At 38.2% G+C, this 26,304-nt stretch carries 24 protein-coding genes and 1 pseudogene; 13 read left to right on the top strand and 12 right to left on the bottom strand.

What is annotated here, in order from left to right:
• Positions 1–137 precede the first annotated feature (137 nt).
• Positions 138–314: a hypothetical protein gene (locus tag MUA90_RS02930; protein WP_262588242.1), complete on the top strand. Its 177-nt coding sequence runs from the start codon at positions 138–140 to the stop codon at positions 312–314.
• Positions 304–1,647, top strand: a complete 1,344-nt coding sequence (locus tag MUA90_RS02925) for a serine hydrolase domain-containing protein (RefSeq protein ID WP_262588796.1) — start codon at positions 304–306, stop codon at positions 1,645–1,647. Before MUA90_RS02930 ends, MUA90_RS02925 begins: the two co-directional genes overlap by 11 nt.
• Positions 1,648–1,752: 105 nt before the next feature.
• On the opposite strand, the gene MUA90_RS02920 is transcribed toward MUA90_RS02925, so the two are convergent.
• On the bottom strand, positions 1,753–3,147 hold the full coding sequence (locus MUA90_RS02920) for an MFS transporter (protein WP_114602718.1): 1,395 nt from the start codon (positions 3,145–3,147) through the stop codon (positions 1,753–1,755).
• Positions 3,148–3,390: 243 nt separating this feature from the next.
• Here MUA90_RS02920 and MUA90_RS02915 point away from each other — a divergent pair, with 243 nt between their 5' ends.
• The 7 genes from MUA90_RS02915 to MUA90_RS02885 all read left to right on the top strand — a co-directional run bounded on the left by MUA90_RS02915 (position 3,391) and on the right by MUA90_RS02885 (position 8,943).
• A complete protein-coding gene (locus MUA90_RS02915; protein ID WP_262588239.1) occupies positions 3,391–5,160 on the top strand; it encodes a sensor histidine kinase in 1,770 nt (589 codons plus the stop codon).
• Positions 5,157–5,918, top strand: a complete 762-nt coding sequence (locus MUA90_RS02910; RefSeq protein WP_262588237.1) for a response regulator transcription factor LytR — start codon at positions 5,157–5,159, stop codon at positions 5,916–5,918. Before MUA90_RS02915 ends, MUA90_RS02910 begins: the two co-directional genes overlap by 4 nt.
• A 245-nt stretch (positions 5,919–6,163) precedes the next feature.
• Positions 6,164–6,625: an antiholin-like murein hydrolase modulator LrgA gene (gene lrgA, locus MUA90_RS02905; RefSeq protein ID WP_114602715.1), complete on the top strand. Its 462-nt coding sequence runs from the start codon at positions 6,164–6,166 to the stop codon at positions 6,623–6,625.
• A complete protein-coding gene (lrgB, locus tag MUA90_RS02900) occupies positions 6,622–7,323 on the top strand; it encodes an antiholin-like protein LrgB (protein ID WP_105993132.1) in 702 nt (233 codons plus the stop codon). The genes lrgA and lrgB overlap by 4 nt, the downstream gene beginning before the upstream one ends.
• Before the next feature lie 329 nt (positions 7,324–7,652).
• Positions 7,653–8,012 (top strand): DUF3147 family protein, encoded by a 360-nt coding sequence (locus MUA90_RS02895; protein ID WP_114602713.1) that lies wholly within the window; start codon positions 7,653–7,655, stop codon positions 8,010–8,012.
• A gap of 18 nt (positions 8,013–8,030) precedes the next feature.
• On the top strand, positions 8,031–8,393 hold the full coding sequence (locus tag MUA90_RS02890; protein ID WP_114602712.1) for a DUF3147 family protein: 363 nt from the start codon (positions 8,031–8,033) through the stop codon (positions 8,391–8,393).
• 1 nt (position 8,394) lies between these two features.
• Positions 8,395–8,943, top strand: coding sequence for a TetR/AcrR family transcriptional regulator (locus MUA90_RS02885; RefSeq protein ID WP_114602711.1), 549 nt, complete (start codon positions 8,395–8,397; stop codon positions 8,941–8,943).
• Between the two features lie 91 nt (positions 8,944–9,034).
• On the opposite strand, the gene MUA90_RS02880 is transcribed toward MUA90_RS02885, so the two are convergent.
• The 6 genes from MUA90_RS02880 to MUA90_RS02855 all read right to left on the bottom strand — a co-directional run bounded on the left by MUA90_RS02880 (position 9,035) and on the right by MUA90_RS02855 (position 14,462).
• Positions 9,035–9,802: an alpha/beta hydrolase gene (locus MUA90_RS02880; RefSeq protein WP_262588232.1), complete on the bottom strand. Its 768-nt coding sequence runs from the start codon at positions 9,800–9,802 to the stop codon at positions 9,035–9,037.
• Positions 9,803–9,877: 75 nt separating this feature from the next.
• Complete coding sequence (locus MUA90_RS02875) at positions 9,878–10,567, bottom strand: ABC transporter permease (protein ID WP_114602709.1); 690 nt, start codon at positions 10,565–10,567, stop codon at positions 9,878–9,880.
• Positions 10,567–11,511, bottom strand: a complete 945-nt coding sequence (locus MUA90_RS02870) for an osmoprotectant ABC transporter substrate-binding protein (RefSeq protein ID WP_262588231.1) — start codon at positions 11,509–11,511, stop codon at positions 10,567–10,569. Before MUA90_RS02870 ends, MUA90_RS02875 begins: the two co-directional genes overlap by 1 nt.
• 33 nt (positions 11,512–11,544) lie before the next feature.
• Positions 11,545–12,174 (bottom strand): ABC transporter permease, encoded by a 630-nt coding sequence (locus MUA90_RS02865; protein WP_262588229.1) that lies wholly within the window; start codon positions 12,172–12,174, stop codon positions 11,545–11,547.
• Complete coding sequence (locus MUA90_RS02860; protein WP_262588227.1) at positions 12,174–13,409, bottom strand: betaine/proline/choline family ABC transporter ATP-binding protein; 1,236 nt, start codon at positions 13,407–13,409, stop codon at positions 12,174–12,176. Before MUA90_RS02860 ends, MUA90_RS02865 begins: the two co-directional genes overlap by 1 nt.
• 456 nt (positions 13,410–13,865) lie before the next feature.
• Positions 13,866–14,462 carry a YdeI/OmpD-associated family protein gene (locus tag MUA90_RS02855; RefSeq protein WP_262588225.1) on the bottom strand — a complete coding sequence of 199 codons (597 nt, stop codon included), beginning with the start codon at positions 14,460–14,462 and terminating at the stop codon, positions 13,866–13,868.
• Positions 14,463–14,951: 489 nt separating this feature from the next.
• Here MUA90_RS02855 and MUA90_RS02850 point away from each other — a divergent pair, with 489 nt between their 5' ends.
• Both MUA90_RS02850 and MUA90_RS02845 read left to right on the top strand, forming a co-directional pair.
• Positions 14,952–16,586: an APC family permease gene (locus MUA90_RS02850; protein WP_114602705.1), complete on the top strand. Its 1,635-nt coding sequence runs from the start codon at positions 14,952–14,954 to the stop codon at positions 16,584–16,586.
• 76 nt (positions 16,587–16,662) lie between these two features.
• Positions 16,663–18,057, top strand: a complete 1,395-nt coding sequence (locus MUA90_RS02845; RefSeq protein WP_262588223.1) for a carboxylesterase family protein — start codon at positions 16,663–16,665, stop codon at positions 18,055–18,057.
• A 10-nt stretch (positions 18,058–18,067) separates the two neighbouring features.
• Here the strand turns inward: MUA90_RS02845 and MUA90_RS02840 are convergent, their stop codons facing one another.
• The 4 genes from MUA90_RS02840 to MUA90_RS02825 all read right to left on the bottom strand — a co-directional run bounded on the left by MUA90_RS02840 (position 18,068) and on the right by MUA90_RS02825 (position 21,856).
• Positions 18,068–19,243 carry an MFS transporter gene (locus MUA90_RS02840; protein ID WP_262588222.1) on the bottom strand — a complete coding sequence of 392 codons (1,176 nt, stop codon included), beginning with the start codon at positions 19,241–19,243 and terminating at the stop codon, positions 18,068–18,070.
• Positions 19,244–19,411: 168 nt separating this feature from the next.
• Complete coding sequence (locus tag MUA90_RS02835) at positions 19,412–20,182, bottom strand: ABC transporter permease (RefSeq protein WP_262588220.1); 771 nt, start codon at positions 20,180–20,182, stop codon at positions 19,412–19,414.
• Entirely contained in the window at positions 20,179–20,847 is a 669-nt protein-coding gene (locus MUA90_RS02830) for an ABC transporter ATP-binding protein (protein WP_262588219.1), read from the bottom strand. The genes MUA90_RS02835 and MUA90_RS02830 overlap by 4 nt, the downstream gene beginning before the upstream one ends.
• A 220-nt stretch (positions 20,848–21,067) precedes the next feature.
• A complete protein-coding gene (locus tag MUA90_RS02825) occupies positions 21,068–21,856 on the bottom strand; it encodes a CPBP family intramembrane glutamic endopeptidase (RefSeq protein ID WP_262588217.1) in 789 nt (262 codons plus the stop codon).
• A gap of 180 nt (positions 21,857–22,036) precedes the next feature.
• Here MUA90_RS02825 and MUA90_RS14045 point away from each other — a divergent pair.
• A pseudogene (locus MUA90_RS14045) lies at positions 22,037–23,589 on the top strand (IS3 family transposase).
• A gap of 261 nt (positions 23,590–23,850) precedes the next feature.
• On the opposite strand, the gene MUA90_RS02810 reads toward MUA90_RS14045, so the two are convergent.
• Positions 23,851–24,315 carry a DUF1307 domain-containing protein gene (locus MUA90_RS02810; RefSeq protein ID WP_262588214.1) on the bottom strand — a complete coding sequence of 155 codons (465 nt, stop codon included), beginning with the start codon at positions 24,313–24,315 and terminating at the stop codon, positions 23,851–23,853.
• A 332-nt stretch (positions 24,316–24,647) separates the two neighbouring features.
• Here MUA90_RS02810 and ppx point away from each other — a divergent pair, with 332 nt between their 5' ends.
• Entirely contained in the window at positions 24,648–26,180 is a 1,533-nt protein-coding gene (ppx, locus tag MUA90_RS02805; protein ID WP_262588795.1) for an exopolyphosphatase, read from the top strand.
• Positions 26,181–26,304: the final 124 nt, after the last annotated feature.

Here is a 26,304-nt window from a genome sequence, read left to right as displayed (position 1 = left end):
TTTATGAAAAGTATAGTCTCAACACTCAAAAATCATAGAATTATCATATTTCGCAACACCTGATGTGAAATTTATTCCATAATAAAGCAGAAAAGACTTGCTATAATAATAAAAAAAATCGACTGGAGTCCTGTCATGTGAAAATTAAACCTGCATCCTTTTATTCTCTGCTGCTTATTGGTCTGACCTTGATTTTCTTATTTGCCAGCTATCGTGTTGTGCTGCATTACACACACGATTCAACCAAGCAAGCACTGCATCATTCGCTGCATCAATCTGTCGATCAGCGGATTGAAAAAAGTGATGAAAGCTGATCATATCCCAGGCATGAGTGCCGCATTGGTACATCATCAGCACGTTATTTTAAACAAAGGTTACGGCGAGGCAGATATTTCTAAGAAAATCAAAGCAGATGCCGATACACGTTATGAAATTGCTTCAAATACAAAAGCCTTTACCGGCTTAGCTGTTTTAGAATTGGCAAAGCAAGGCAAACTCAAATTGGATGCGCCTGTGAGTGACTATATCCCTTGGCTGCACTTTACATATCAAGGACAAAAGAAAGCTGTTACTTTAAAAATGCTGCTGGCACAAACAAGCGGGATTGATGATCAGCTGTCAGATGACCAAGAAGGCGAAGTACCAAAGTCGCGAGATAATTTAACTGGGCGCGTCAAAAGTTTGAATCATGCTGAATTGCAAAGTGCACCGGGTGAAACGTTCAACTACGCAAACAACAATTATAATATTTTAGGCTTAGTTATAGAAAAAGCAACCGGTCAATCTTACGAAGACTACATGCATCAGCACTTTTTAACACCGCTTCAAATGCAGCATTCTTTCTTCAAAACAGATAAAGATAAAGGGACTGTTGCACAAGGCTATGTTTATGAAGACCACCAAAACAAAGCAGATAATCCGCCCTACTTTAAAGGCGATACACCAGCTGCGTATCTAATCAGCAGTACGAGTGATTTATTACCGTTTGTCCAAATGAATCTGCAGCCTTCAAAAGCAAATGCTGATATTATTGCACAATCACATAAAGCATTTACCGACGTACCTGATCAATCACCAAAACAAGGTTATGGTGCAGGCTGGTTTATAGATAATACACAGCATCAAGTACTGCATCCCGGTACACTGCCTAACTATTCATCCATGATTATACTGGATACCAAAGATAAGAATGCGGTGATTCTGTTGGCGAATTTGAATGCACCGCATCTGCCTGAGTTAGCAGAAAACTTAATGTATCAGATTGAACATTATAAAAATATCTCTGCTTTCAACCATACTTTGTATCATCATGCCGAATGGCTGAGTGCTGGATTATTATTAATATTGGTATTATTTTCAGTATCCAGCGTTATCTTGATTCAACGTATGCATCACCAGCTTATTAAAAGACCATTGTGTCCATGGTCGAAAAAATGTATGCTGCTAATAATTCTGCTTATTGCAGCTGCTGTGGTCTATGAAATATGGCAGTTACCATCAATGATAGCACCGCACACCCAATGGCAAGAAGCACTCGACAGCTTCCCTGCTGTATTAATTGCGGTCATGCTGTTTGGAAATCTTGCTTTAATCACAGGCTTAATCTGCCTGATTCAATTGTTGTATTTCAAACCTAAAGCAAAATAAAAACGCAGTACCGAATGGATAAGTTTCCCTCATAAACCTATCTACCGGTACTGCGCTTTTTTGATTTTCGTTACTGCTTTTTGCGTGGAACGTTTAATCTTCTTGTTAGTAAGTGTCTCCCGTTGATTTCGGAACTAAAATCCACACTGTGATACAAGCGATAATGCCGAGCAAGATATTAAACCCGATACCTGCCATAGCACCTACTTGCAAGTTCACACTATGAGAAACTACTGTGTAAATCGTACCTGAGATGGCAATACCAAAGGCATTACCTAATGATGATGCCATTTTGTATATACCTGATGCTGTACCTACTTTATTGTCAGGTGCTGTAGACACTGCTGTGTCTGTAGATGGTGTCGCATACATACCTAAACCAAGACCGAATAATAGATAGCCGATAACACTTGATACAACATAGATGCCCGTCGGCAAGAATGTTAAAGCGATCAGCAGCATACCTAATGCGTTTAATAAGGCCCCAAACATCATCGGTCGTTTCGCACCGAGTTTCTGCATGATTTTCTCCCCAACACGAATCATCAGCAATACAGTAACTAAGTACGTAATACTCATCATTCCTGATTGGTTAGAAGTAAAGCCTAAGCCTTGTTGGAAATACGTATTTGCGACAATCAATGTTCCTGCCACCGCATTAAGTGCGAAGTTTGAAATCACCGCACCAGAATAAGCTTTGTGTTTAAATAATCTAAAGTCGATTAATGGGTTATGTAGTTTTTGTTCATAAATTACAAAGAATATCACTGCAATAATAAACACAACTGCTAAGCTTAAAATAATCGGTGATAAGAACCCGAAGTTAGATGTTTGTGTAATAATCACGTTTAAACTTAACATCATAATCGCTAATACAATTAAACCTACAACGTCTAGTTTATGTTTTTGCACATCACTATCCGCTGAAGCTTTTGTTTCAGGTGTGTGGCGTATTAAAATCATCGCCAGCAATGCGGCAATAATTGAAATAATGAAAATCCAGCGCCAACCTACGAATGTTGACATCAATCCGCCAAAGTAAGAACAGATACCTGAACCACCCCATGATCCGATTGACCAGTAACTTAATGCTCTTTGTCTGTCTTTGCCTTGATAATATTCATTAACAATGGCTAAAGTAGCAGGCATAATACATGCTGCAGAAAAACCTTGAATAACACGGCCGACAATCAGTAAAGCTGAAAAATCGGATACAATGATTAACAGTGAACCCACAACACTGAGTGTTAATCCGATATATGTCATCTTTACACGCCCTACTTTATCTGCAATACTTCCGGCACCCACAACAAATAAACCGGAGAATAATGCAGTCAAGCTGACCGCAGTATTAATGATTCCTGCATTCGTATTAAAGGATTCTTGAAGTGTCGGCACAATGTTCAATACGGACTGCGCAAACAGCCAGAATGTGATAACACCAAGAATAATACCTAACAACAATCTGTTGTCGCCCTTGAAAGCTCTTGTTGCTGTCATATTAAATTCCTCCTATACCCCTGCAAAAAAATGAAAAAAATAGAGACTTGGCTTATGCTACAATAGCAATATAAACCAAATCTATCATTTTCAATATATGAAATATCTTACACCAAATTCAACTCAAATTCTATAATTACATATCGCTTAAGATATTTATATGTGTTAATTTACATATATAGTATAAATGATTATTATTTTTTTAGTTGTTATCACAAAATTCAATCAATACAGGTGATTCTATTGTTAAACTTATTTATGCTTCTGCTGGAACGCGTCGGATTGATTATTGTCCTTGCATATATCTTGATGAACTTCAATTACTTCAAACAACTGATGCATCAGCGGGAAACTTGGCGTGCCAAGTGGCAATTAACACTGATGTTCGTCATCTTTGCGCTGTTATCCAATGTGACCGGTGTCGTTATCAGAGACTCTCAAATATTATCCGGACAGCTGTACACACATTTAGCCCCTGATACTTCCCTTGCCAACACGCGTGTTTTGACCATCGGTGTTTCCGGATTGGTCGGCGGACCTTTTGTCGCACTGATTGTAGGTACTATTTCAGGTATTTACCGTTTTTATATCGGCGGTGCCAATGCATTTACTTATTTTATTTCTTCCTTATTAATCGCATTGGTTTCAGGCTACGTCGGCCGCTATTATTTAAAAGTACGCCGCTATCCTCCTATCTTAATAGGTATAGCAATCGGTGCGACTTTAGAAGTCATCCAAATGGCATGTATCTTAATCTTCTCAGAACAAACAGCACATGCTTGGTCGCTCGTCAGCTTTATTGCGATTCCGATGATTTTAATCAACAGTATCGGAACTGCCATCTTCTTATCGATTATCATTACGACTATCAAACAAGAAGAACAAATGCGCGGGGTACAAACGCATGAGGTTTTACAAATTGCCAATGAGACTTTACCTTATTTCAGGGAGGGTCTGACTGAGTCTTCAGCCTTCAAAGCCGCACAAATCATTAAAGACTTGATGCAAGTGTCTGCTGTAGCGATTACCAATCGGCAAGATATTTTAGCACATGTCGGTGCCGCTAGCGATCATCACGTCCCGCAAAAAGAAATTCTGACGGATTTATCTAAAGCAGTTATTCAAAGCGGCCAAATTAAAGAAGCCCATTCCAAAGCAGAAATCGGCTGTCACCATCCGAATTGTCCGTTAGAAGCAGCAATTGTTATTCCGCTGCATATTCAAGATAAAGTTGTCGGTACTTTGAAACTCTATTTTACCGATGCACACAGACTGACCTTTGTGGAAAAGCAGCTTGCGACCGGACTTGCGAATATCTTTTCAAGCCAGCTGGAATTAGGGCAAGCTGAAACACAAAGCAAGCTGTTGAAAGACGCAGAAATCAAATCGCTGCAAGCACAAGTCAATCCGCATTTCTTCTTTAATGCGATCAACACTATTTCTGCTTTAGTACGTATCGATAGTGAAAAGGCACGTAAATTATTATTGCAGCTCAGCCAATTCTTCCGTTCTAATCTGCAAGGCGCACGCAATAATACCATTACTCTGGATAAAGAACTCCAACAAGTCGAAGCCTATCTCTCCTTAGAACAAGCACGCTTCCCTGACCGCTTCACTATCGATTTCGACATCAATCCATCTGCACATAATGCTTTATTACCGCCTTTCATCATTCAAGTATTGGTTGAAAATGCGATTCGCCATGCATTCAAAAACCGGCGTGCAGATAACGTAGTACAAGTCACCGTACAGCCTGTTGCTCAGCAGCTTTATGTAGAAGTCAAAGACAATGGTTCAGGTATTCCTGAAGATAAACTGCCTTATATCGGCAAAGGCATCGTACACTCTGAATCCGGAGGCACAGGCAGTGCGTTAGAAAACTTAAACTTGCGTTTATCCGGTCTCTACGGCCCAGCATCTTTATTAAAGATTCAATCCAGCGATCAAGGAACAACCGTCAGCTGTTATATTCCTTATCATTTTGATCATGACCAAGGAGGTGCGCTGCAATGAAAACACTCATCGTCGATGACGAACCTTTAGCGCGTAATGAACTCAACTATCTGCTCACACAAAATGGGCAGTTTGAAAAAATAGAAGAAGCAGAAACTATATCAGAAACACTGGAAAAAATGCTTTATGATACTTATGATGTCATCTTCTTAGATATTAATCTGATGAATGAAAGCGGACTGGATTTAGCTGAAAAAATCAAAAAGATGCAGCAGCCGCCGCACATCATCTTTGCGACAGCGCATGACAACTTTGCGGTCAGAGCCTTTGAACTCAATGCGACTGACTATATTCTCAAACCATTCGAACAAGCAAGAATCGATGCGGCAGTAGCACGTGTCGCATCACAAATCCAACCCAAATCAACAGAACAAACAGAGACACTGCAGCAGCAAGACAATCCCCCAGAAATACAGACAAACAAAGCACCAAGTGTCTTGCCGATTGAAGTGGATGAGCGTATTTATGTATTGAATCAAAAGGATATCATTGCATTAAGTGTTGAGGCAGGCAAGACGACCTTGCACACTACTGAACAAGACTTTGTAACCAGCGAACCGATGAATAATTTTGCAAAGCGCTTGGATTCGCATCAATTTATCAGAATCCACCGCGCTACCATTATTAACAAAGCTCATATTCAAACCATTGAACATTGGTTTAACTATACGTATCAAGTAACTTTAACCCATCAGCTGAAAGTACAAGTCAGCCGTTCTTATATGAAGTCTTTCAAACAAGCAATCGGGTTAGACTGATAGATCTGCGACTATCTGTTCACTTCACGCCTTTGTGCAAGTGAACAGATTTTTTGTTATTCCCCTTTTATTTTCTGCATTTCACACTTTGATGTGTGCAGACCATCCAAAACGATTGAATCTCAACTCGAGATTAATGCATCTCGCATTTCGTTTCTTGCATCTCATTGTGAAAAGGCACACAAACTAATGTTTGTGTCCTAAACTAAAGATAAGATATAGAAATGAACGGAGGCAGAAATGCTATGGAAAAATCAAAAACTGGCGCAAAACAAACAAGCAAAGCGCAAAAGACATATTCCTTTTTACATCAAGTCCTCGTCATCAGTGTAATTTTATTAATCTCAAAAATCATTGAGAGCTTTATTCCGATTCCAATGCCGGCATCAGTGATCGGCTTAGTACTGATGTTTATCGCATTATCAACAGGCATCATCAAACTTGGTGAAGTTGAAAGTGTCGGTACTGCACTTACAAACAATATCAGTTTCTTATTCGTACCCGCAGGTATCTCAGTAATCAACTCATTGGGTATTTTAAGCCAAAGCCCGATTCTAATCATCTTATTGATTATTATTTCAACCATTCTACTACTGTTATGTACAGGTTTTGTATCTCAAATATTAGTTAAAGGCGCACCGTTTGCGCGCAAATCTGAAAAACATTCAGTTAAACGTCACAATAAAGTAGCGGAGGAACATGCATGATGGAACATTTAGGTATTAATACACCCTATTTCGGTATCTTGTTATCTGTGATCCCATTCTTAGTCGCAACATATTTCTTTAAAAAAACCAACGGCTTTTTCTTACTCGCACCGCTGTTTGTCAGTATGGTGTTCGGGATTGTCTTCTTAAAAGCCACAGGCATCAGTTATGAAAGTTATAAAATCGGCGGCGACATCATCAACTTCTTCTTAGAACCTGCAACAATTTGTTTCGCGATTCCGTTATATAAAAAACGTGATGTCCTTAAGAAATTCTGGGCTAAAATTTTCGGCGGTATTGCATTAGGTACAGTTGTCGCATTATTTGGTATCTATGCGGTTGCTAAACTCTTCATGTTCGGCGGAGATATCGTCGCATCTATGTTGCCGCAAGCCGCAACAACTGCAATTGCCTTACCAGTTTCAGACGGTATCGGCGGCGTGAAAGAATTGACTTCACTCGCTGTAATACTCAACGCAGTTATTATTTATGCACTGGGCAATAAACTGCTGCGCTTCTTCCATATCGATAATCCGATTGCCAGAGGATTAGCATTAGGCACAAGCGGACACACACTCGGTGTTTCTGCAGCACAAGAACTAGGAGAAACCGAAACATCAATGGCGAGCATCGCGGTTGTGTTGGTAGGTGTGATTGTAGTCGCAGTCGTACCTTTCTTAGCCGGAATCCTAGTGTAACGACCTTTATTCCTACTACTATGATTCAAAGTTCTGAGACATCAAGTGCTCTCAGGACAAAACAGGAAGTTTTCATGGATGACATGGACAGCTTCCTGTTTTTCTTTTGTTTAAAATGACTGTCTCTTACTTTCAAAGTATTCATAAATTCACTGATGTTTTTACTTAATAATAGCCAATATTTATGTAAGCGTTTTAATTTAAAATTTTACCGAAATATTCAATTTGTATTAGTTTTTCCTGTTTACAATCACTGATCATCGTATTACACTATTACTAAACGAAACGTTTCGTTTCAGAATAAAATCAGATTGGGATGAGTCAAAATTATGTTCGGCATTTCTTTAGTCAGTTTAATGATACGTTTCATCTTCGGCGGCTTAGCTGTTGCTTCTGCTACCGTCATTGCTTCTAAACTCGGAGGCAAACTAGGAGGTATCTTCTCTACATTCCCAGCAGTTTACTTAGCAGCGCTGGTTACTTTATCAGTCGATTTCCACGGCAAAGATTTAGTCTATGAATCAATACACCTTAGTGCAGGTGCAGTCATCGGTATTGTCGGCTGTATTATCAGTGTTGCTTTGACAGCTGTCGCTGTAAAACGCATCGGCTATTTGAAAGGCGCTGCCTTTTCAATTGGATGCTGGTTCGTTTTATCTTGTATCATTTTAGCGCTTAAACATATTTAATCGGAGGTTGAACAAAGAATGAAAATGCTATTGATTAAATTTTTAGCTGGAGGTATATCCGTTTCATTAAGTTATATCGTCTCTGTTATTATTCCTTGGAAAGAATTCGGCGGTATCTTTGCGGTCTTCCCTGCAGTCTTCTTGATTGCTTTGGTTGCATCAGGTATTCAATACGGAGATAAAGTAGCTGCACACGTCAGCAGCGGTGCCGTGTTCGGTATGACCGGTGTACTGTTCAATATTTTAGCTACTTGGTTAATGCTGGTCTGGACAAATAACTGGATACTTAGTATCCTAGTGGGAATAATCGTTTGGTTCTTAAGTGCGATTATTATCTTTGAAATAGTAGAGAAATTATCACATATGAAACGAGGTCATTAATATGGCAGGCAGACCAAAAGATCCTAAGATAAATATAAGGATTTTTGATGAGTTGGGACGTATGCTTGCACACGAATCCTATTCATCGATTACGATAGATGAGTTAGCGGAAAATACACAGATTTCTAAAGCAACTATCTATCGGCGCTGGAAAGATAAAGACTCGATGATTATCGATATGTTTTTAAACAAAGTGCATGCGAACGTTGCGATATACGGCGACTTTTTCGATGACTTATATAAAATGCTTTTAAACATTACACATATCTATAAGACGCCTTTAGGCAGAGCAGTCATCCAGATTTTATTGACGAACGAAGAAAATGAATTACGTAATCATTTTATGGAAGATTATTTCAATCAATATCGACAAAAGCTTAAAAAGATTATTCAGCCTCACATCCCGGCTGAAGACCATGATATGTTTATTGATTTAATCTTCTCCCCTATTTATTTTAATATCTTAATCAAACCTGAAGCTTTAACAGATGACTACATTCATAAAATGTTATCAACAGTCATAAAAGCTTGGAAGAAAGATGAATCTTAAAGCATTCGCATCACGCTGCGAGTGCTTTTCTTTTATGCAAAAAACAGGCACACCTTTTAACGGCATGCCTGTCTCATTAACATATCTTCGCTTATTTTCTATCTTCCATAAACCAATCTAATGCATACTTAATGGCTTTATCCCAATAAGCATAATCATGTTTGCCCTCACCATCTACGAATTGATAAGGCACTTGTTTATCATCAAGATAATGAATAAAGTCTAAGTTATCTTGATATAAGTCATCTTCTGTTCCGCACATGATTAATAATTTCGGAATATCTAACCCTTCTTTTATTGCTTGGTCTACTAAATAGTAAGGATCTAGCTCTGTACCTCTGGCTTCTGTTCTTTCACCGAGCAATGCTTTTTTAGAAAAGTCGTACCAATCAATATTCAGTAACCAGTCTGGTGTGAACACTGCAGATAACGGTGCAGCTTTTGAGAAACGGTCTGTTTGCGTCAAAGCATATTTGATTGTACCGAAACCGCCCATTGAATGACCAGCGATGAAATGATCTTCGCGTCGTTTTGATAAAGGCAAGATTTGAAGTGCATAATCAAAGACTTCTAATACATAATCATAATAACTATGGCCGTATGCCATATTTGCATAACCGCTGTGATCGCCAGCCGGCATAATTACAGCAATTTGATGTTCTTTTGCATAACGTTCTAAACTTGTAAATCTTAAATAAGATGTTTCGTCGCTTGATAAACCATGCAGCAGCAATAAAACTGGTAATTGTTTTGCGGGTGCATGTGTTTCAAATTGTGTCGGTTCTTCTGGTAAAAATGCGTTGAAGCGTTGTTCTTTTCCTAATGTTTTTGAATCATAATTGACTTGCAGCCATGCCATAAGGCATCCTCCTTTAAATTGAAATATAAAAGGCACCGCAGCTTTTATTTCAAGCGCGGCACCTCTTTATCAAACTTATGCGTCTACACCTTGCGGTTGCGGACCTTTAGGTTTTCTTTTCTTCACTGGATCTAAGCGTTTCTCTAAGAATCTTAAAATCACATCAATCAAGACTGCGATTAATGCGATCGGAATCGCACCCGCTAAGATAAATGTTGTGCCGTCTGTAGCGTTTGTACCGCGGATGATAATATCACCTAATGTCGGCGCACCGATAAATGAACCGACCGCTACAACACCAATCGCAACAACAAGTGCGATACGCAATCCGCCGATAATCACAGATAACGCTAATGGTAATTCAATCATACGCAAAACTTGATTGCCTGTCATGCCCATACCCTTGCCTGCATCTTTAATATTGTCGTCTACACCTAAAATACCTGAATACGTATTTTGGATAATCGGCAATAACGCATATAAGAATACTGTGAACACGACAGTGTTCGGACCTAAGCCCATCACTAACATCAGAATCGCTAACATAGCTATAACCGGTACAGTTTGAATAATGTTTGCGATAGTAATCACGGTTTTGGATAATTTACCGAAACGTGAAATCAGTATACCGATCGGAATACCGACAATCGCCGCAAAAATTACACCATACACGGACATTAATAAGTGCTGGAAGAAGAGTCCCCATAAATAGCCGGCGTTCAATGAATAATATTCAATCAGCTGTTGGAATAAATTACCTTTCATTATTTTTGCCCGCCTTTCTCATCATCAAAGTAATGATGTTTTTCTAAAAACTCTTCAGCTACGACTGCAGGTTCTTTACCTTCACCGTCTGCTTGATAGTTTAATTTCTGCATTTCTTTTGTTGAAATACGGTTTTCTAATTTCTCTAATGATTTGTCGATTTCTGGATGTTTCTTCAATAATTCATGTGTTGCGACTGGACTGGCATCATATGGCGGGAAGAAACGTCTGTCGTCTTTTAATACTTTCAAGTCATATGCTGCGATACGTCCGTCTGTTGAGTAACCTAATGCAACATCTAATTTTTTGCTTTTCAATGCGTCATATACTAAACCGATTTGCATCGGGCGTACAGTATCGAATGCGATACCGTATTCTTGCTTAAAGCCTGGATAGCCGTCACCTTTACGGTTTAACCAAGAACTATCCACACCAAGTCGCAATTCTTTTTCATGTTTCTTCAAATCAGAAACTGTATCTAAATCATATTTCTCTGCAGTTTCTTTCGTTACCATGAAGGCATACGTATTATCGAAACCGTAAGAATCATAGAATTTTTGATTTAATTTTTTGTCGAAACCTTCTTGTGTGACTTTCAATGCTTTTTCAGGGTCTTTAATCGGATCTTCGCCTAATGCCCCTACTAAGTCTGTACCAGTGTAACGTGTACCTGATACATTCGCATCACCGTTCATCAGCGCATTATGCTGAATCGTACTTGAACCCATGTTGTTGATCAACGTAGGTTTCATTTTGCCTTTCGTATCATGTTCAATCATTAATCGAACCATATGCGACATAATTTGCGACTCACTTGTTGCGAGAGAAGTGATTTGTACTGAATCATCATCTGCACGACCACCGCCTAAACCAGGCAGACTGCATCCAGATAATACAACAAGACAAGTCACCATCAGAATCAAGTAATATTTAATCTTTTTCATAAAGTTCCTAATGTCCTCCCTATCTGGATATTTTTAAGCTTTCAAGCCTTTTGGTACTGCCCATTTTTCTACTGCGCGTAATAAGTAGTCGACAATTAATGCTAATGCTGTTACTAATACAGCTGCACTAATAATCATGACTGGGTTGAATAAGTTCAAGCCGTTGAAGACGAAGTCGCCAAGACCGCCTGCGCCTACGTAACTTGCCAGTGTTGCCCAGCTGATAACGTAAACACTAGATAAACGGATACCGCTTAAAATCAACGGCAGTGCTAAAGGCAATTCAACGTCTTTCATTAATTGTAATTTTGTCATACCCATACTGATACCTGCTTGGCGTACATCTGGATTGATGTTTTGAACGCCTAAAACTGTGTTATTCAGAATAGGCAGCAATACGTAAATAAATAATGCAATAATTGCTGGTGTTTTACCTACACCGAAAATCGGAATCATGATTGCAAGTACTGCTAATGTCGGAATCGTTTGCAAGACTCCGGCAACTGTTAGAATAAAACTTGCTAACTTTTTAGTTTTAGCTAATAAAATACTGATCGGCACTGCTACAATGATGGCGATTAAAAGCGCAACAATCGAAATATAGAAATGTTCTCCGGTTTTTTGAAGCAGTTCACCGCCGTATTCTTGAAGGAATTCTTTCATTATCGCTCAACTCCTGCATCCGACTTATCCTTATGGTCTAATTCAACGGGTGCATCTTTAATCCCTACACTTTCAGGGTCTTTCTCTTTGCTTTCTGCTTCTTGTTGCGCATTTTCAGCACCTTCGCCCCAAATACTGTCATACACAATATCAACTAAGTTCGCACGTGTGATTAAGCCGACTAGTCTGTCTTGATCATCGACAACAGGCACATTACGTACGTTTCGTTTCAAGATTGTACGCACTGTGTCTTGCAGCTTGCTGTTGACATGCACACGATAAATATCGCGCTGCATTGTATCGATTAATTCTTGACGTTTACGCAATCCTTGGTTGATATCTTCGATATCTAAATAACCTAAGAATTTATTTTGGTTCGTCACTACGAAAATCGTATCGATACGGTAACGGCGCATCACATCTACTGTGTGGTCTAACGTATCATCCGCTTTAACTGTGATTGGTTTAATCATCGCATCTTCAACCGTACGCATATTCGGACGATCTTGGATTAAGCGGTTTTGACCGATGAAATCGCTGACGAAGTCATTTGCCGGATGACGTAAAATATTATCCGGTGTATCATATTGAACAATTTTACCTTCAGACATAATACAAATTCTGTCAGCCAATTTAATCGCCTCATCCATATCATGTGTAACGAAGATAAATGTTTTGCCTAATTTCTGTTGAAGTTCTTTAACTAAATCTTGTAATGTATCACGTGTAATCGGGTCAAGTGCACCAAATGGTTCGTCCATTAAGATGATGTCTTGTTCTGCAGCTAATGCACGTACAACACCGATACGCTGTTGCTGACCGCCTGATAATTCAGATGGATAACGATCTAAGTATTCTTCCGGCAAGTCTACGAGCTTAATCAGTTCGCGCGCCTTCTTATCTTTTTTATCTTCCGGCCATTTCAACAATTTCGGAACCAAGACAATATTTTCTTTGATTGTCATATGCGGCATTAAACCGATTTGTTGGATAACATAGCCGATACTGCGGCGTAATTCTACCGCGTTCATCTTTCTGACATCTTTTCCATCAATCGTGATTTGTCCTTTAGTAGCTTCAATCATGCGATTGATCATACGTAATGCAGTCGTTTTACCGCTACCGCTGGTACCGATAAATGCTACAAATTCACCTGATTGGACATCCAGCGAGATATCATCTACTGCTTTCTTGCCCCCAGGATATACCTTAGATAAATTTTTAATACTAAGCATTAAAGTAATTCCTTTCTTTATCGAATTTGTTTAACCCTAAGTAAGTTCTAAGTTGTATAAAAGAACATGCAATATACAGCGTGTATCAGCATTGCCCTATCAATAAAAAAATCACTTGCCCAATGTTTCAATAACTTACGGATAAGTTCCGGAACAAAGTCGCAAATGACTTGTTGAATGCAGCAAGTGTCGTTTTAATCAACTTCACCTTGACTACGTTATAATACAGCGCTGTTTAGAAGCGTCAGTTCTTTGTGAGTTTACAAATAATTATAATTTGTACTTTTGCGTTACTTGATTAATAGCGTACTTTTTAATTATAGCATAAACTATACTTTTTGGTCGGATTTAAAGTAATTTTTTTCGAAAAATGTTTACATTATTTTCATTTTTGATAAATATTGACACAACTTCTCTATTTATCATTAAATAGCAGGCTTACCCTATTTCATGCCGCTAATCATTCATGCCTTTACCTGCAAGGATTTGTGCTTTGTATTTTTCAACACGCGCTTGTCTTGTCGCTTCACGTTTAGCTTGACCGATAAAATACATATATTGTCGTTGTCTTCCTGGTGTCAATTCGGAGAACGCTGCTTTAAGCTTTGGATCTTCATCTAAAGCCGCTTGCAAAGCATCAGGCATATCGTACTCTTTCGTCTTCTTCATTGTCACTTTTTTACCGCTTTGTTCAATCTCGACCGCTTCATTCACATACGCTTCAACCATATCTGCTTCTTGTTCTATTGCTTCTAATGAAGTAAAACGCAATTGTCTTGCTGCTTGAACATTTTTCGTCTGCTGTATCAACTTCTGGTCTTTATCCTCTAATAGCGCTCCTTTATGAAAGAGCAATGCACAATAATCTTTGAATCCATGAATCAATACGACATTCTTTCCGTTTAACGTATAACAAGGATGCATCCATTTATAATCCTCAGTTAACGCGTCATTCTTTAAAATAATTTTTCTTAAAGCTTTATACTCATCCTTCCAATCTGTCGCGCGTTGAAAAAATGCTTCGGCTTTTTCGTTTATTGTATTTTTTTCCATAGCTGTTCTCCTTTTATTTACCATCACAGGTGTAATATACCATAACCGTTTCTGCACAAATCTAATCCTTTATAAAAATTACACATTGCGTGTCATTTAACTGGCTCAGAAATAATTTTCCACTTTTTTTATTAAGGTTTCTCAAACCCTTGATATGACTGAATTCTTTAAGGTTTTAAGAACACTAATAAGTATTTACTATTACTTAATCGTTTTCATAAAATGCATATTAACAATTCTATACATACCGTTATTACAACCTCTCTCCAAATTCTATATACAAAATATGTTGATATAACGTATTTTCATACATTTTTATTTATAATTTCCGACTTGATAAATAATTGTTGACGTAACTTCTAATATCAGTATAATGTTCTACCATGAGTGAGGTTTGCCTTGATTTAAATCAGGGCATCTTCTTTAATGCAAGATAAAAAAAGAGAACAAAGCATGCATCAAGCTTCTCTAAATTATAGGAGTTTTGTTATGGAACATAATCAAAGCGGTAAAATAAGTCTTTCGCAGTTGGTCTTGCTTGGGCTGGGTTCATTAATCGGATCCGGATGGCTCTTTGGTGCTTGGGAAGCATCATCAGTCGCAGGACCAGCGGCAGTGATTTCTTGGGTCATTGGTTTTATCATCATCAGTTTAGTGGCCTATAACTATATTGAAGTTTCAGCAATGCTGCCCCAATCTGGCGGGATGAGCAACTATGCGCAATATACTCACGGTTCATTGCTCGGCTTTATTGCTTCATGGGCCAACTGGGTCGCATTAGTCACAATTATTCCGATTGAGGCAGTATCTGCCGTCCAATACATGAGTTCATGGCCTTGGGAGTGGGCCAAATTCACAAGTGTATTAATGAAAGAAGGTACAATCAGTAATATCGGCTTAATCGCTGTTTACGTGATTATTGTTATCTTCTCACTGTTAAATTACTGGTCAGTTAAACTGTTAACTTCTTTTACAAGTTTGATTTCATTCTTCAAACTCGGTGTACCTTTATTAACAGTTATCTTATTACTGTTTTCAGGCTTCCATCCTGAAAACTACGGACAATCATTAAGCGGATTCTTACCATACGGAACTGCACCTATATTTGCGGCAGTTACAGTTTCAGGTATTATCTTCTCATTTAATGCTTTCCAAACTATCATTAATATGGGGTCTGAAATTGAAAAGCCTGAAAAAAATATCTTACGCGGTATCGTAATCTGCTTATCTTTAACAGCATTGCTTTATGTCGTGCTGCAAAGTGTATTCATTACATCCATGCCGGAAAGTATGCTGGCTGATAAAGGCTGGAAAGGCATTCAATTCGATTCTCCTTTCGCTGACTTAGCCATCTTGTTAAATCTGAATTGGTTAGCGATTCTGTTATACATTGAAGCCTTCGTATCACCATTCGGTACTGGCGTTTCTTTCGTCGCTTCAACAGGTCGTGTACTCAGCGCTATGGAAAAGAACGGTCATATTCCGAAAATACTCGGACGTATCAACAAGCAATATAATATTCCGCGTGTAGCCATAGCAGTCAATGCTGTCTTAGCCATGATTATGGTGACCCTCTTCAGATCTTGGGGTACACTTGCGACTGTTATCGCAACATCAACATTGGTTGCCTATCTGACTGGACCGACGACTGCTGTCGCATTCAGAAAGATGGGGCCGAAATTGCATCGTCCGTTCAAAGCACGTTTCTTAAAAATTGCTGCGCCGTTATCCTTTGTAATGACATCGCTCGCAATTTATTGGGCAATGTGGCCGACGACTGCCAAAGTTATCTTTATCATCATCTTAGGTCTCCCAATGTACTTCTATTATGAATATAAACTCAATTGGGAAAATACACGCAATCAATTACGCGGCAGTTTATGGCTGATTATTTACTTGCTAGTCCTTTCAGGACTCTCATTTATCGGAAGCGAAGACTTTAACGGCATCAACTTAATCCACTATCCTTTCGACTTTGTTGTAGTAATTGTAGTGGCACTGGTCTTCTATAAAATCGGTATCGGCAGCTACTTTGAAAGCAAATACTTTAAAAACGCTGTTGAACTTAATAAAACACTTGAAGAAGGCATTTCAAACCAAGAAAAAACGAAAACAAAAGCATAAAATGACCAGCCGATCTGATTCAATTCAGGTCGGCTGTTTCTTTTTGTGGTATGTTTAAGCAAAAGGAGGCTTATTCATGATACATATTACAAGACAGACCCAAGCAGGCACCATCGTCGGACTTTTAGAAGACCAATGCGAAATCTATCGCGGCATCCCTTATGCTTATCCGCCAATACAGCAGCGCCGCTTCAAACATGCAGAATTACTGACCCAGTGGCACGATGTTCTGTACGCTTTAAATTTCAAAAGCATCCCGCCTCAGCCATACAACAAGCTGGAAGCCTTTTTCTCAACACAGCCAGAACAATCCAATGTCCCAAGCTTATCATCCCAAAGCGAAGATTGTCTGTACTTGAATCTATGGAAGCCTCGACATGCTCGCCAATCATCTAAACTGCCGGTCATGATTTGGCTGTATGGCGGCGGTTATATCAATGGGCATGGTTCAGCTGAATTATATGACCCTCAAACCTTTGCTCAGCAAGAAAACGTAATTGTCGTTACTTTCAATTACCGTTTAGGTCCGCTCGGTTATTTGAATTGGAAAACATTAGACCCTGATTTAGACGGTAATTGCGGCTTATCTGATCAATACACTGTTTTACAATGGGTACAGCAATTCATTGAAGCTTTCGGCGGAGATCCGAACAACGTTACTTTATGCGGACAATCTGCCGGTGCTATGAGTATCCAAGCTTTAATGCATGTAACAAAGGCTCAACCGCTCTTTCATAAAGCAGTCATGATGAGCGGCACGTTGAGTTTAGACAGCGTGGAAGACAGCCGTATAAAAGCACAGCATTTTGCCCAAATCATGCACAAACGTTATCAAACCAATCATCCGTCTGCACTTTCAACAGCACAAATCATGGCTTGTATGGAAGAGGATTTAACAGTACGCGGGCCTTCTAAAGGTTTAGAACTGGTCTATCAGCCTTTCTTTGATTCGGCTACAATGACACAAAATATTCCAAATCAATGGCCGGTACTTGCTGGTTATACTAAGTGCGAAGGCGATTGCTATATCAGAAACGAATCACGCAAACTTAAACCAGAACAATTCCTAAAAGCAATGCGCACCAATCATGTCGTTGTGGATACGAATCGATTTGCGATTGAGACCGGCAAAGGACAAGCACAAGCTGTCACCCACTATATTTTCAAGCAGCCTTTATTAAAATGGCTCGAACATTACGACAATCCTAATCAATGGCAGTATCGATTTGACTGGCTGGATGCATCTCACAATCAATTCAAATCACCTTATCATATATTAGATGTCATCTTTTGGTTAGGGCAAACACCTATCTTATGTGCACATCATGTACCGCTCACCGATGATTTGAAACAAACTATGCATGCCATGATGACTGCTTTAGGAAGATTTGTCAGAGAGGGTCATCCTGCGTTTGAGCCCTATACTCAAAGTCTACGCCCTACTTATTTAAATAAGCAAAAAAACGCTTAACCTTTTTTAGTTAAGCGTTGATTTTTGTATTCGGCTTTTGTGTTTGTTTGATACTTAATACGATTAAGATAATCGCAATACCTAAAATACTAGAGCTGTAGGCAACTGCATGCACACCGATATTAGAAACAATTAAGCCGCCGATCATACCGCCAGCCGCAATACCTGCGTTCAAGCTCGACATATTCCAGCTTAGCACTTGGCTTGCATCGCCTTCGACATGATCGATTAAACCGCTTTGTACAGCCGGGTTGGTACTCCATTCCATAATGTTCCAGATAAAGATGATAGCCACTAAAATAATAGAATGCGAAATAAACCAATTAACCGCTGCTAATGAGACTGTAAAACAGATAGCCGCAATCAAGAGCCACGTCTTGCTTGTTAATTTGTCTGCTAAGAAGCCGCCCATCGATGTTCCTAATGTACCAGCAACACCATTCACAAGCAGAATCATAGAAACAAATCCGATATCATATCCATTCGTCAGCATTAACGGGTTGATATAAACAAAGGTAATCGAGTTCGCTGTTAATAAAATAAAAGTGACGCCTAAATATTTAATGACTTCTGCACGATTTAATATATGATAATTGCCTGAACGTCCTGAAGGTTGGGCTTGCTTTGGCAATAATTCATCTTGTGTCGGTAAATAATTCATCATCAATAATGCGGCAATGATACTTACCGCAATGATAAAGACAAATGTCGCACGCCAGCCGAGCCAGCCGCCGAGCATTGTGCCGATCGGAACACCAAAGACGTTGGCACCGCTGAAACCTGAATAAACAATACCGATCATTTTCCCTCGGTTTTCAGGTGCCGTCAGCATCGCAGTCAGTGCCAGAATTTTAACGATAATCAAAGCAGCAGCAGCCGAAGAGATAATTCTGCCGATAATCAATAATGTGAAATTCGGCGATACGGCAATCAATGCATTGCCGACCACAAACACCGCAATGGTCCAAAGCAGCACCGCTTTAGCATCAAAACGATTCGTAGCTTTGACTAATATAGGACCGCATACCGCAAAGGTCACCGCATATAATGTGACTAACTGCCCTATCCAAGCTTCTGATACATGCAAGTCATTGCTCATTAAGTTCATAATACCTGCGACCATCATTTCGACCATACCTACGATAAACACACTGATAATAAAGGTAACAATTCTCATGACTGACATATGTATGCCTCCTTTCTCTCTCTTTCATTCTTTTTACTAATTATTTCAACCTTACCATTATAGTAGAATTCAAAAGATATTGTAAGTGTACAAAATTAATTTGTTCTTTTCAGAAAAAAAGAAGACAGTCTTTCAGATAGTTTCATCTGAAAAACTATCTTGAATACATTAGTCTTCATCATTCAGCATACTGCCGATAAGCTGATGACGACTGTTAAAGAATTGTTTGTAGCTTAAATAAGTTGCGATGAGTGCGGTCATGATAGTTGCCGTTGTATGTATGAAGACAACTAAAAGCTGGAATTTGATGGCTTGAAGCGGATCTACCCCGCTGATAATCATCCCTGTCATCATACCCGGAATCGAAACCAGACCATAGGTTTTCACTGAATCAATGGTTGGTACAATCGCTAACTTGATACTTTCTCTTACCGCTGATTTAGATGCAAGTTTCGGTGTTGCGGCTAATGCCAATTTGCATTCAATCGAACTGTATTCTTTCACAAATGCACGGTCTAAATTTTGATATGCAAGGTTGATCGCAATCAGTCCGTTATTCGCAAGCATCCCTGCGATCGGAATCAATTCGTTGCCGGTAAAATCAATCGCACCGACAAGTACGATAACAGTTAAAGGCAGTGCAGTTCCGATAAAGATAGAAACAAATGAAATCCAAAAGACGTGATGCATCACTTTAGAGGCACGGCTAATGGTATTCCATGATGCGTTAATTACAATTACTAAAACGAATAAGATTAAAATCCATGGTTCATTCAAATCGAAGATAAAATGAAGGATGTAACCTAAAATCACTAATTGAATCACTGCACGAATCGAAGCAATAATTAAATCTTTGGCAATATTCAATTTTTCTTTAATAGAAATTGCGATGGGGATGATTAATAATAATGCGGTCAAACACAACGCTGTTGTACTCATACATCAACAACCCCCTTCTTCTCTTTGTTCACTTTGCCGTCGACAATATCGACACGACGATCGAAGTGTTTCATGCTTTGGTCATAACTATGCGTAATCCATAAAATAGAGACGCCTTCTTCTTCAGCCAAACCGAAAATAACGTTTTCTGCTTTTTCAGTATTATCCGCATCTAAAGCACTCGTTGCTTCATCTAACAATAAAACGTCAGGTATGTACATCAGTTGGCGTGCAAGACAAATACGCTGGCGTTCGCCGCCTGATAAGAACTCAACATTCGTATCTAAGTCATAGCGCTCTAACCCAAATTCAGAAAGCAGCTTCAATGCACGTTCTTTATCAAATTCGTCATTTCTCGCAATTGATGGAAATGCTAAGTTCTCGCCGATAGTACGATCAAATAAATCTGTCTGTTGCGGCAGATAACTGATTTGTTGACGCAAAGTTTCTGGTTCATACTCAGAATACGCTTTGTTGTTATAAAGCATTGTCCCGCTTGTCGGACTGATTAAATCACACAACAAATGAAACAGCGTACTTTTACCGCTGCCTGAAGGACCGACAACAGCTATTTTTTCGCCTTTTTGTACCGTTAAATTCAAATGGTCGATAATCAGACGTTTATCTGCTTTATAGCACACATCTTTTAGTTCTAAAATTGCCATAGTACTGCTCCTTTTCTTCAATATCCTCCCTACTTTGATAGGGCCGATTACCTTACTATTCCCTTTAACTTCTAATTTAACATATCGCCATTTTAAAATGTATGACAATTCAACAACGGCAATTAACTTATAATCGGGAAATCAGCTGATTAATCAGTTTCAAAATATATGAGATTACCCGGGAAATAACATATAAAAAAGCCGATACTTTTGTATCAGCTTAACCCACGTGATTCATCATATATTGTCCGACAATCCCAATGAATCCTATACCATTGATCATCATGTGAAAGGCAATGGAAACTGCCACATTGCGTTTGGCATACATATACACAAACACCAATGCTCCACCCATAATCGCATACACACCGAATTCAAACGGTGATGTCGCTTGTGTTACATGCACACCGGCAAAGACTAAAACAGATAATACAGCACCGGTAATATAACCGAGCTTTTTGCCGAGTTCATGAATGATTAAATGACGAAATACCAACTCCTCGATAATCGGCGTTAAAATAACGATATCAATCAATAACACCGGCCAAGCAATCGGGAAATCAAACAGTTGTATTAAAATTAATTGATTTTGTGTGTTATCAAACTGCAAGTGTTTTGGAAGCAATAACATTAAAGCACCATATATACCTTGCACCACTGTCATTGCTATATATGTAAGAATCAGTACCCAAATATACTTTTTAACTTCTTTAATTCTTTTAATTGCTAGGGGCTTGATATAGGTACGATGCATGAAATAAAAAATCACCAGTGTCACGATTTGTCCGATTACACTTCCGATGACATTAAAGAAAACTAACGTTGATTTAGAGATGGTACCGAATTGGGATTCATAAATCATGCGCAGCGGTATCATCACTAATGCGATGATAATCGGCATTCCGATAAAGAATAAAGGTATGAGCCAAAAGTCGCGCTTCATAATTCGCTTAGATTGATAAGGATTATTCATCGGTTCTTTTTGTATATTTTTTGGTTGGTCATGCATAGTTTCACCTCTTCCTCTCTCTTGAAATGACTGTTTCAAATCCAAATTATAGCATATTCAGCCACAAACAAATGTAATAATCATGTAAAGCAAAATAGAAAACAACACCTGATGTTGTGATTGATATGCTCCCCCTATAGTAGACACTAAAAAAAACAAAACTATAGGGGGAGCATTCTTATGTCTAAATATCTCGAAAGTGACATTAAATTATTTCTCTTAACATTTAGTTTAATAGATGAAGGTTATAGTTGTAATGAAGCTATAGAAAAGAGTGGTATAGAATTAAAACGTAAACAGGTGATGTTTAAATATCACCAATATAAAGTACATGGCGTTGAGGTACTATTACCAAAGAAAAGCAATAATACTTATAGTAAAGCATTTAAAGAAACAATTGTTCAGGAATACTTAACTGAAGGTGTTTCTGCTGTTGATTTAGCAATAAAATATAATATTCCAGCATATTCTACTGTTAGGGATTGGATAAAACGATATACTTTAGGAAAAGAGAATGTTTCATATTCTCCATTACTAGGGGTGTATTCAATGAAAGCGAGAAAAACAACGTTCGAAGAACGTGTAGAAATAGTAGAAGCATGTATTGAGTCAGAAAAAGATTATAAGAAAACAGCTTTAAAATATAATGTTAATTATGGCCAAGTATATAGTTGGGTTAAAAAATATGAACAATTTGGAAGTGCCGGTCTTGTAGACGGAAGAGGTAAAGGTAAGCCAACTCAGACAATGACTGATGAAGAACAAGCATTAGCTAAAACAAAAGCTCTTGAAGAAAGAATCAAATACTTAGAAATGGAAAACAAGATTTTAAAAAAGTTGAAGGAGAAAGAAAGAGAGCTGATCAATCGCCGTTTAGACAAATAGTTGAGTACCTTGTAATAGAAGACTTAAAAAATGAATATCCAATAACTCTGTTATGTAAGGTGGTTGGAATTTCTAGAGCCAGTTATTATAAGTGGAGAAAGAGAAGAGAATTTAAAACACAGCGTGAAATTGAAGATGAAATATTAATGAAAGAAATCTTGTGGATTTTCAATAAATACAACGGTATATATGGTTATCGTCGTATTCGTATATATATCTGTTTAAGACTGGATAAAAAAGTAAGTCGTAAACGAGTATATCGTTTAATGAAAAAATTAGGTCTAAAATCTTGCATACGTGCTGCAAGAAAAAGATATAGACCCTCAACACCTACTATTACTGCCGAGAATTTATTAGATAGAGAATTTAGTGAAACGGAAGCTAACAAAAAATGGGTAACAGATGTGACAGAACTTATTTTAGAAAATGGAAGGAAATTTTATTTAAGCGCTATCAGAGATCTCGGAACAGGTAAAATTGTAAGCTATGATATAAGTTATTCAAATAACAATCAGCTGGTTTTTAATACTTTCAATAAAGCGTTAAAGAAAGTGAAAAATATAAGCGGCTTAATACTACATAGCGACAGAGGTTTTCAATATACAAGCAAACATTTTAAATTCTTGCTCGATGAGCAAGGTGTTATTCAAAGCATGTCACGAGTCGGACGATGCATAGATAATAGTCCAATGGAATCATTTTGGTGAATAATGAAATCAGAAATTTATCGCGGTAATAGACATTATAAATTCAAGGATATAAAAACTGCACGCTCGCAGTTTAAAGAATACATTGATTTTTACAACAATGAGAGAATTACTTTGGAAATGGAAAGATTAATTGCTTAACTTCTAACTAATGTCTACCCTAAATAATCTGGTAAAAGAAGTAGTGTGCGTAGCGCACCACTTTTTTTACCAGATCAAGCAAACGATAGTGCGCTAGGAGAATAAAAAAACTGTACAAACGAGATTTATCAACTCATTTGTACAGTAACTTAAAATTTGTTTATCAGATTCCCAATAAATTATTTTTTGTTTTTTTCCTGTCTACTTGACAGGGAGCAGTTCAGTTTGTATCAGATGTTGTAATTGTTAATACATATTGTATTATTCTTGATTATTCAAAGGCTTTTTAACCTTGAAGCCGGCTTTCTTCAGTGAACGTTCTACTGCTTTGACATCCACATAATCTTTGCCGGATTTCGGTCCTGTAACCCCCATCGTATGTGCCAACTTATCTAAGTCTGCTTTTTTATAATCAATGTCGACTTTTTGAACAGCTTTGTCATCTTTAATTGATTTGCTGTATTGAATGCCTTTTTGACCTTTATAGACTTGTTCTTGCTTGTCTAAAATAGCCTTGGCATCTTTCTTAGTAAGTCCATTGGTATCATAACGAATCGTCATAATCATAGATTGTTTGACCATTTTATCGCCTTTATAAGTAAGTGTGTCAATCACATCTGCACCTGATAAATGGCCTTCATACGTTTTGGATTGTGCTTTATCGCAAGCAGCTAAGACGAAAATACTCATGAATAATGCCCCTAATAACAATAACCCGCGTTTCATACTATTCCTTCTCTCTGTGCTATTTAATAACCTTATTATAGCACCCTTCTGATGAAATCATGTATAGTATACTGCCCTTATTCTTTTTCTATTAAAGTGTCCCCTATTTCTTTTTAAATACAATGAATTTTAATTGCGATTTCGTCTATACAGTTAATGTGGAAAGCGATGCTTTGTGATAAAATTAAAGTGAAGAATAAAGTGTAACACTTCATGTCCGACAAGGCATTAAGCGTTCTCATTTTCTAAAAGAAGGAGTTAGTTCTATGATTCTGCCCGCACGCAAATTAATAAGTCGTATCCTAGCTTCTTCCAAGCAATCAGAGGGGGTTATTATGAAACGCATCGGATTAATAGATATCGGTTCCAACACAATCAGACTTGTCGTGTTTGAATACGATAACAAAACAGGCCTTTCAGAAATTCAAAATATCAAAACACCAGCACGTTTAAGTCAGTACTTGGAAGATGACTTAACAATGAATGACGAAGGAATTGAAGTACTGATCAGTTCCTTAGAAAGCTTTAAAAAGGTGGCAGATGCTTATCACGTAGATGAATTGCATCCTATTGCAACAGCTGCGATCCGCCAATCGAAAAACCAAATCGATATTTTAAAACGCGTAAAGAAAAAAATAGGAATGAAATTATCTGTCGTTCCAGAATTAGATGAGGCCTACTACGGCTTTTATGCCATTATCAATTCTACAGATATCGTCAACGGTTTATCTGTGGATATCGGCGGGGGCTCTACTGAAGTCACGCTGTTCAAAGATAAAGAACTGATTCATTCGCACAGCTTCCCATTCGGTGTCGTAACTTTATCACGCAAGTTCTTTGCGGACAAACCGCATAATGATAAAGATGCGATTAAAAAGATGCAGAAGTTTTTAGAAAAAGAATTCAGCTCATTAGACTGGATTAATAATAAAGAAGTGGCTTTAGTCGGTGTCGGCGGTTCAGCACGTAACGTTGCGCGTATCCACCAATCTGAAGTCTCTTACCCTATCGGCGGTGTACACTGCTATACAATGACCGGCAAAGATTTAGAACAAGTCTTCGAATTAATCAAAGACAGTTCAAGAGACGAGCTGACTAACCTTGATGGTTTAAGCCGTGACCGTGTCGACATTATTTTACCAGCGGTTGCTGTGTTCAAATCTCTGTTCAAACAAGTCGAAGCTACACAATTCACTTTCTCTCGAAAAGGTTTGCGTGAAGGCTATGTTATGCATCAGCTCAACCAAAAGTTTCCTGATGCGTTCGACCGCTTCAACGTGAGAAACCGTGCACTGTATCAGTTATCCAACACTTATAAACACGAAGGTGTCGGTGCCAAACAACGTGTAGTACTCGCAGAAGCTTTATTAGAACAATTAATAGACAAAGATATTATTACGTTATCAGAAACAGAACAAAAACTCTTTAAACAAGCTGCTTATGTCTATTACTTAGGCCGCTTTATCGATTCAGACTCAGGTTCGCAGCATACGTACTATATCATTTCCAATTCAATGATAGATGGCTTCAACCACCACGACCGTGTACAACTTGCATTGATGGCCAGCTTCAAAAACAAAAGTTTATTAAAATTCTATAATGATGAAACAGGATGGCTCGACAGCGATGCACTCAGCCATCTGCAGTCGCTTGGCGGCATCTTGAAATTTATCGATGCTTTAAATGTTTCGCATACGAATCCTGTCAAACGTATCGAACTTGTGAAAGACGGTAAAGATGAATATACCTTGAATGCTTATCATACGGATAATCCGATTGCGGAAGAATATCAAGCCAATCGCCAAAAAAAACATCTAGAAAAAGTATTAAAAGGCAAAGTATCTATTAACTTTACAAAAGCTTAACATTCATATGTTACGTTATTATATGGATGTTTATGGAATTTTAAGTATTTGCATACAATTGTTTATAATTTTCAATTCATTGAGCATAAACATTCATCACTTTTAATCGAATTAAACTTGTTGC

The sequence above is a fragment of the Staphylococcus sp. IVB6181 genome, from assembly GCF_025561445.1.
GTDB lineage: Bacteria > Bacillota > Bacilli > Staphylococcales > Staphylococcaceae > Staphylococcus > Staphylococcus simulans_B.
The sequence above is the reverse complement of the archived record's forward strand: the minus strand, read 5'-3'. Positions and strand labels throughout refer to the sequence as shown.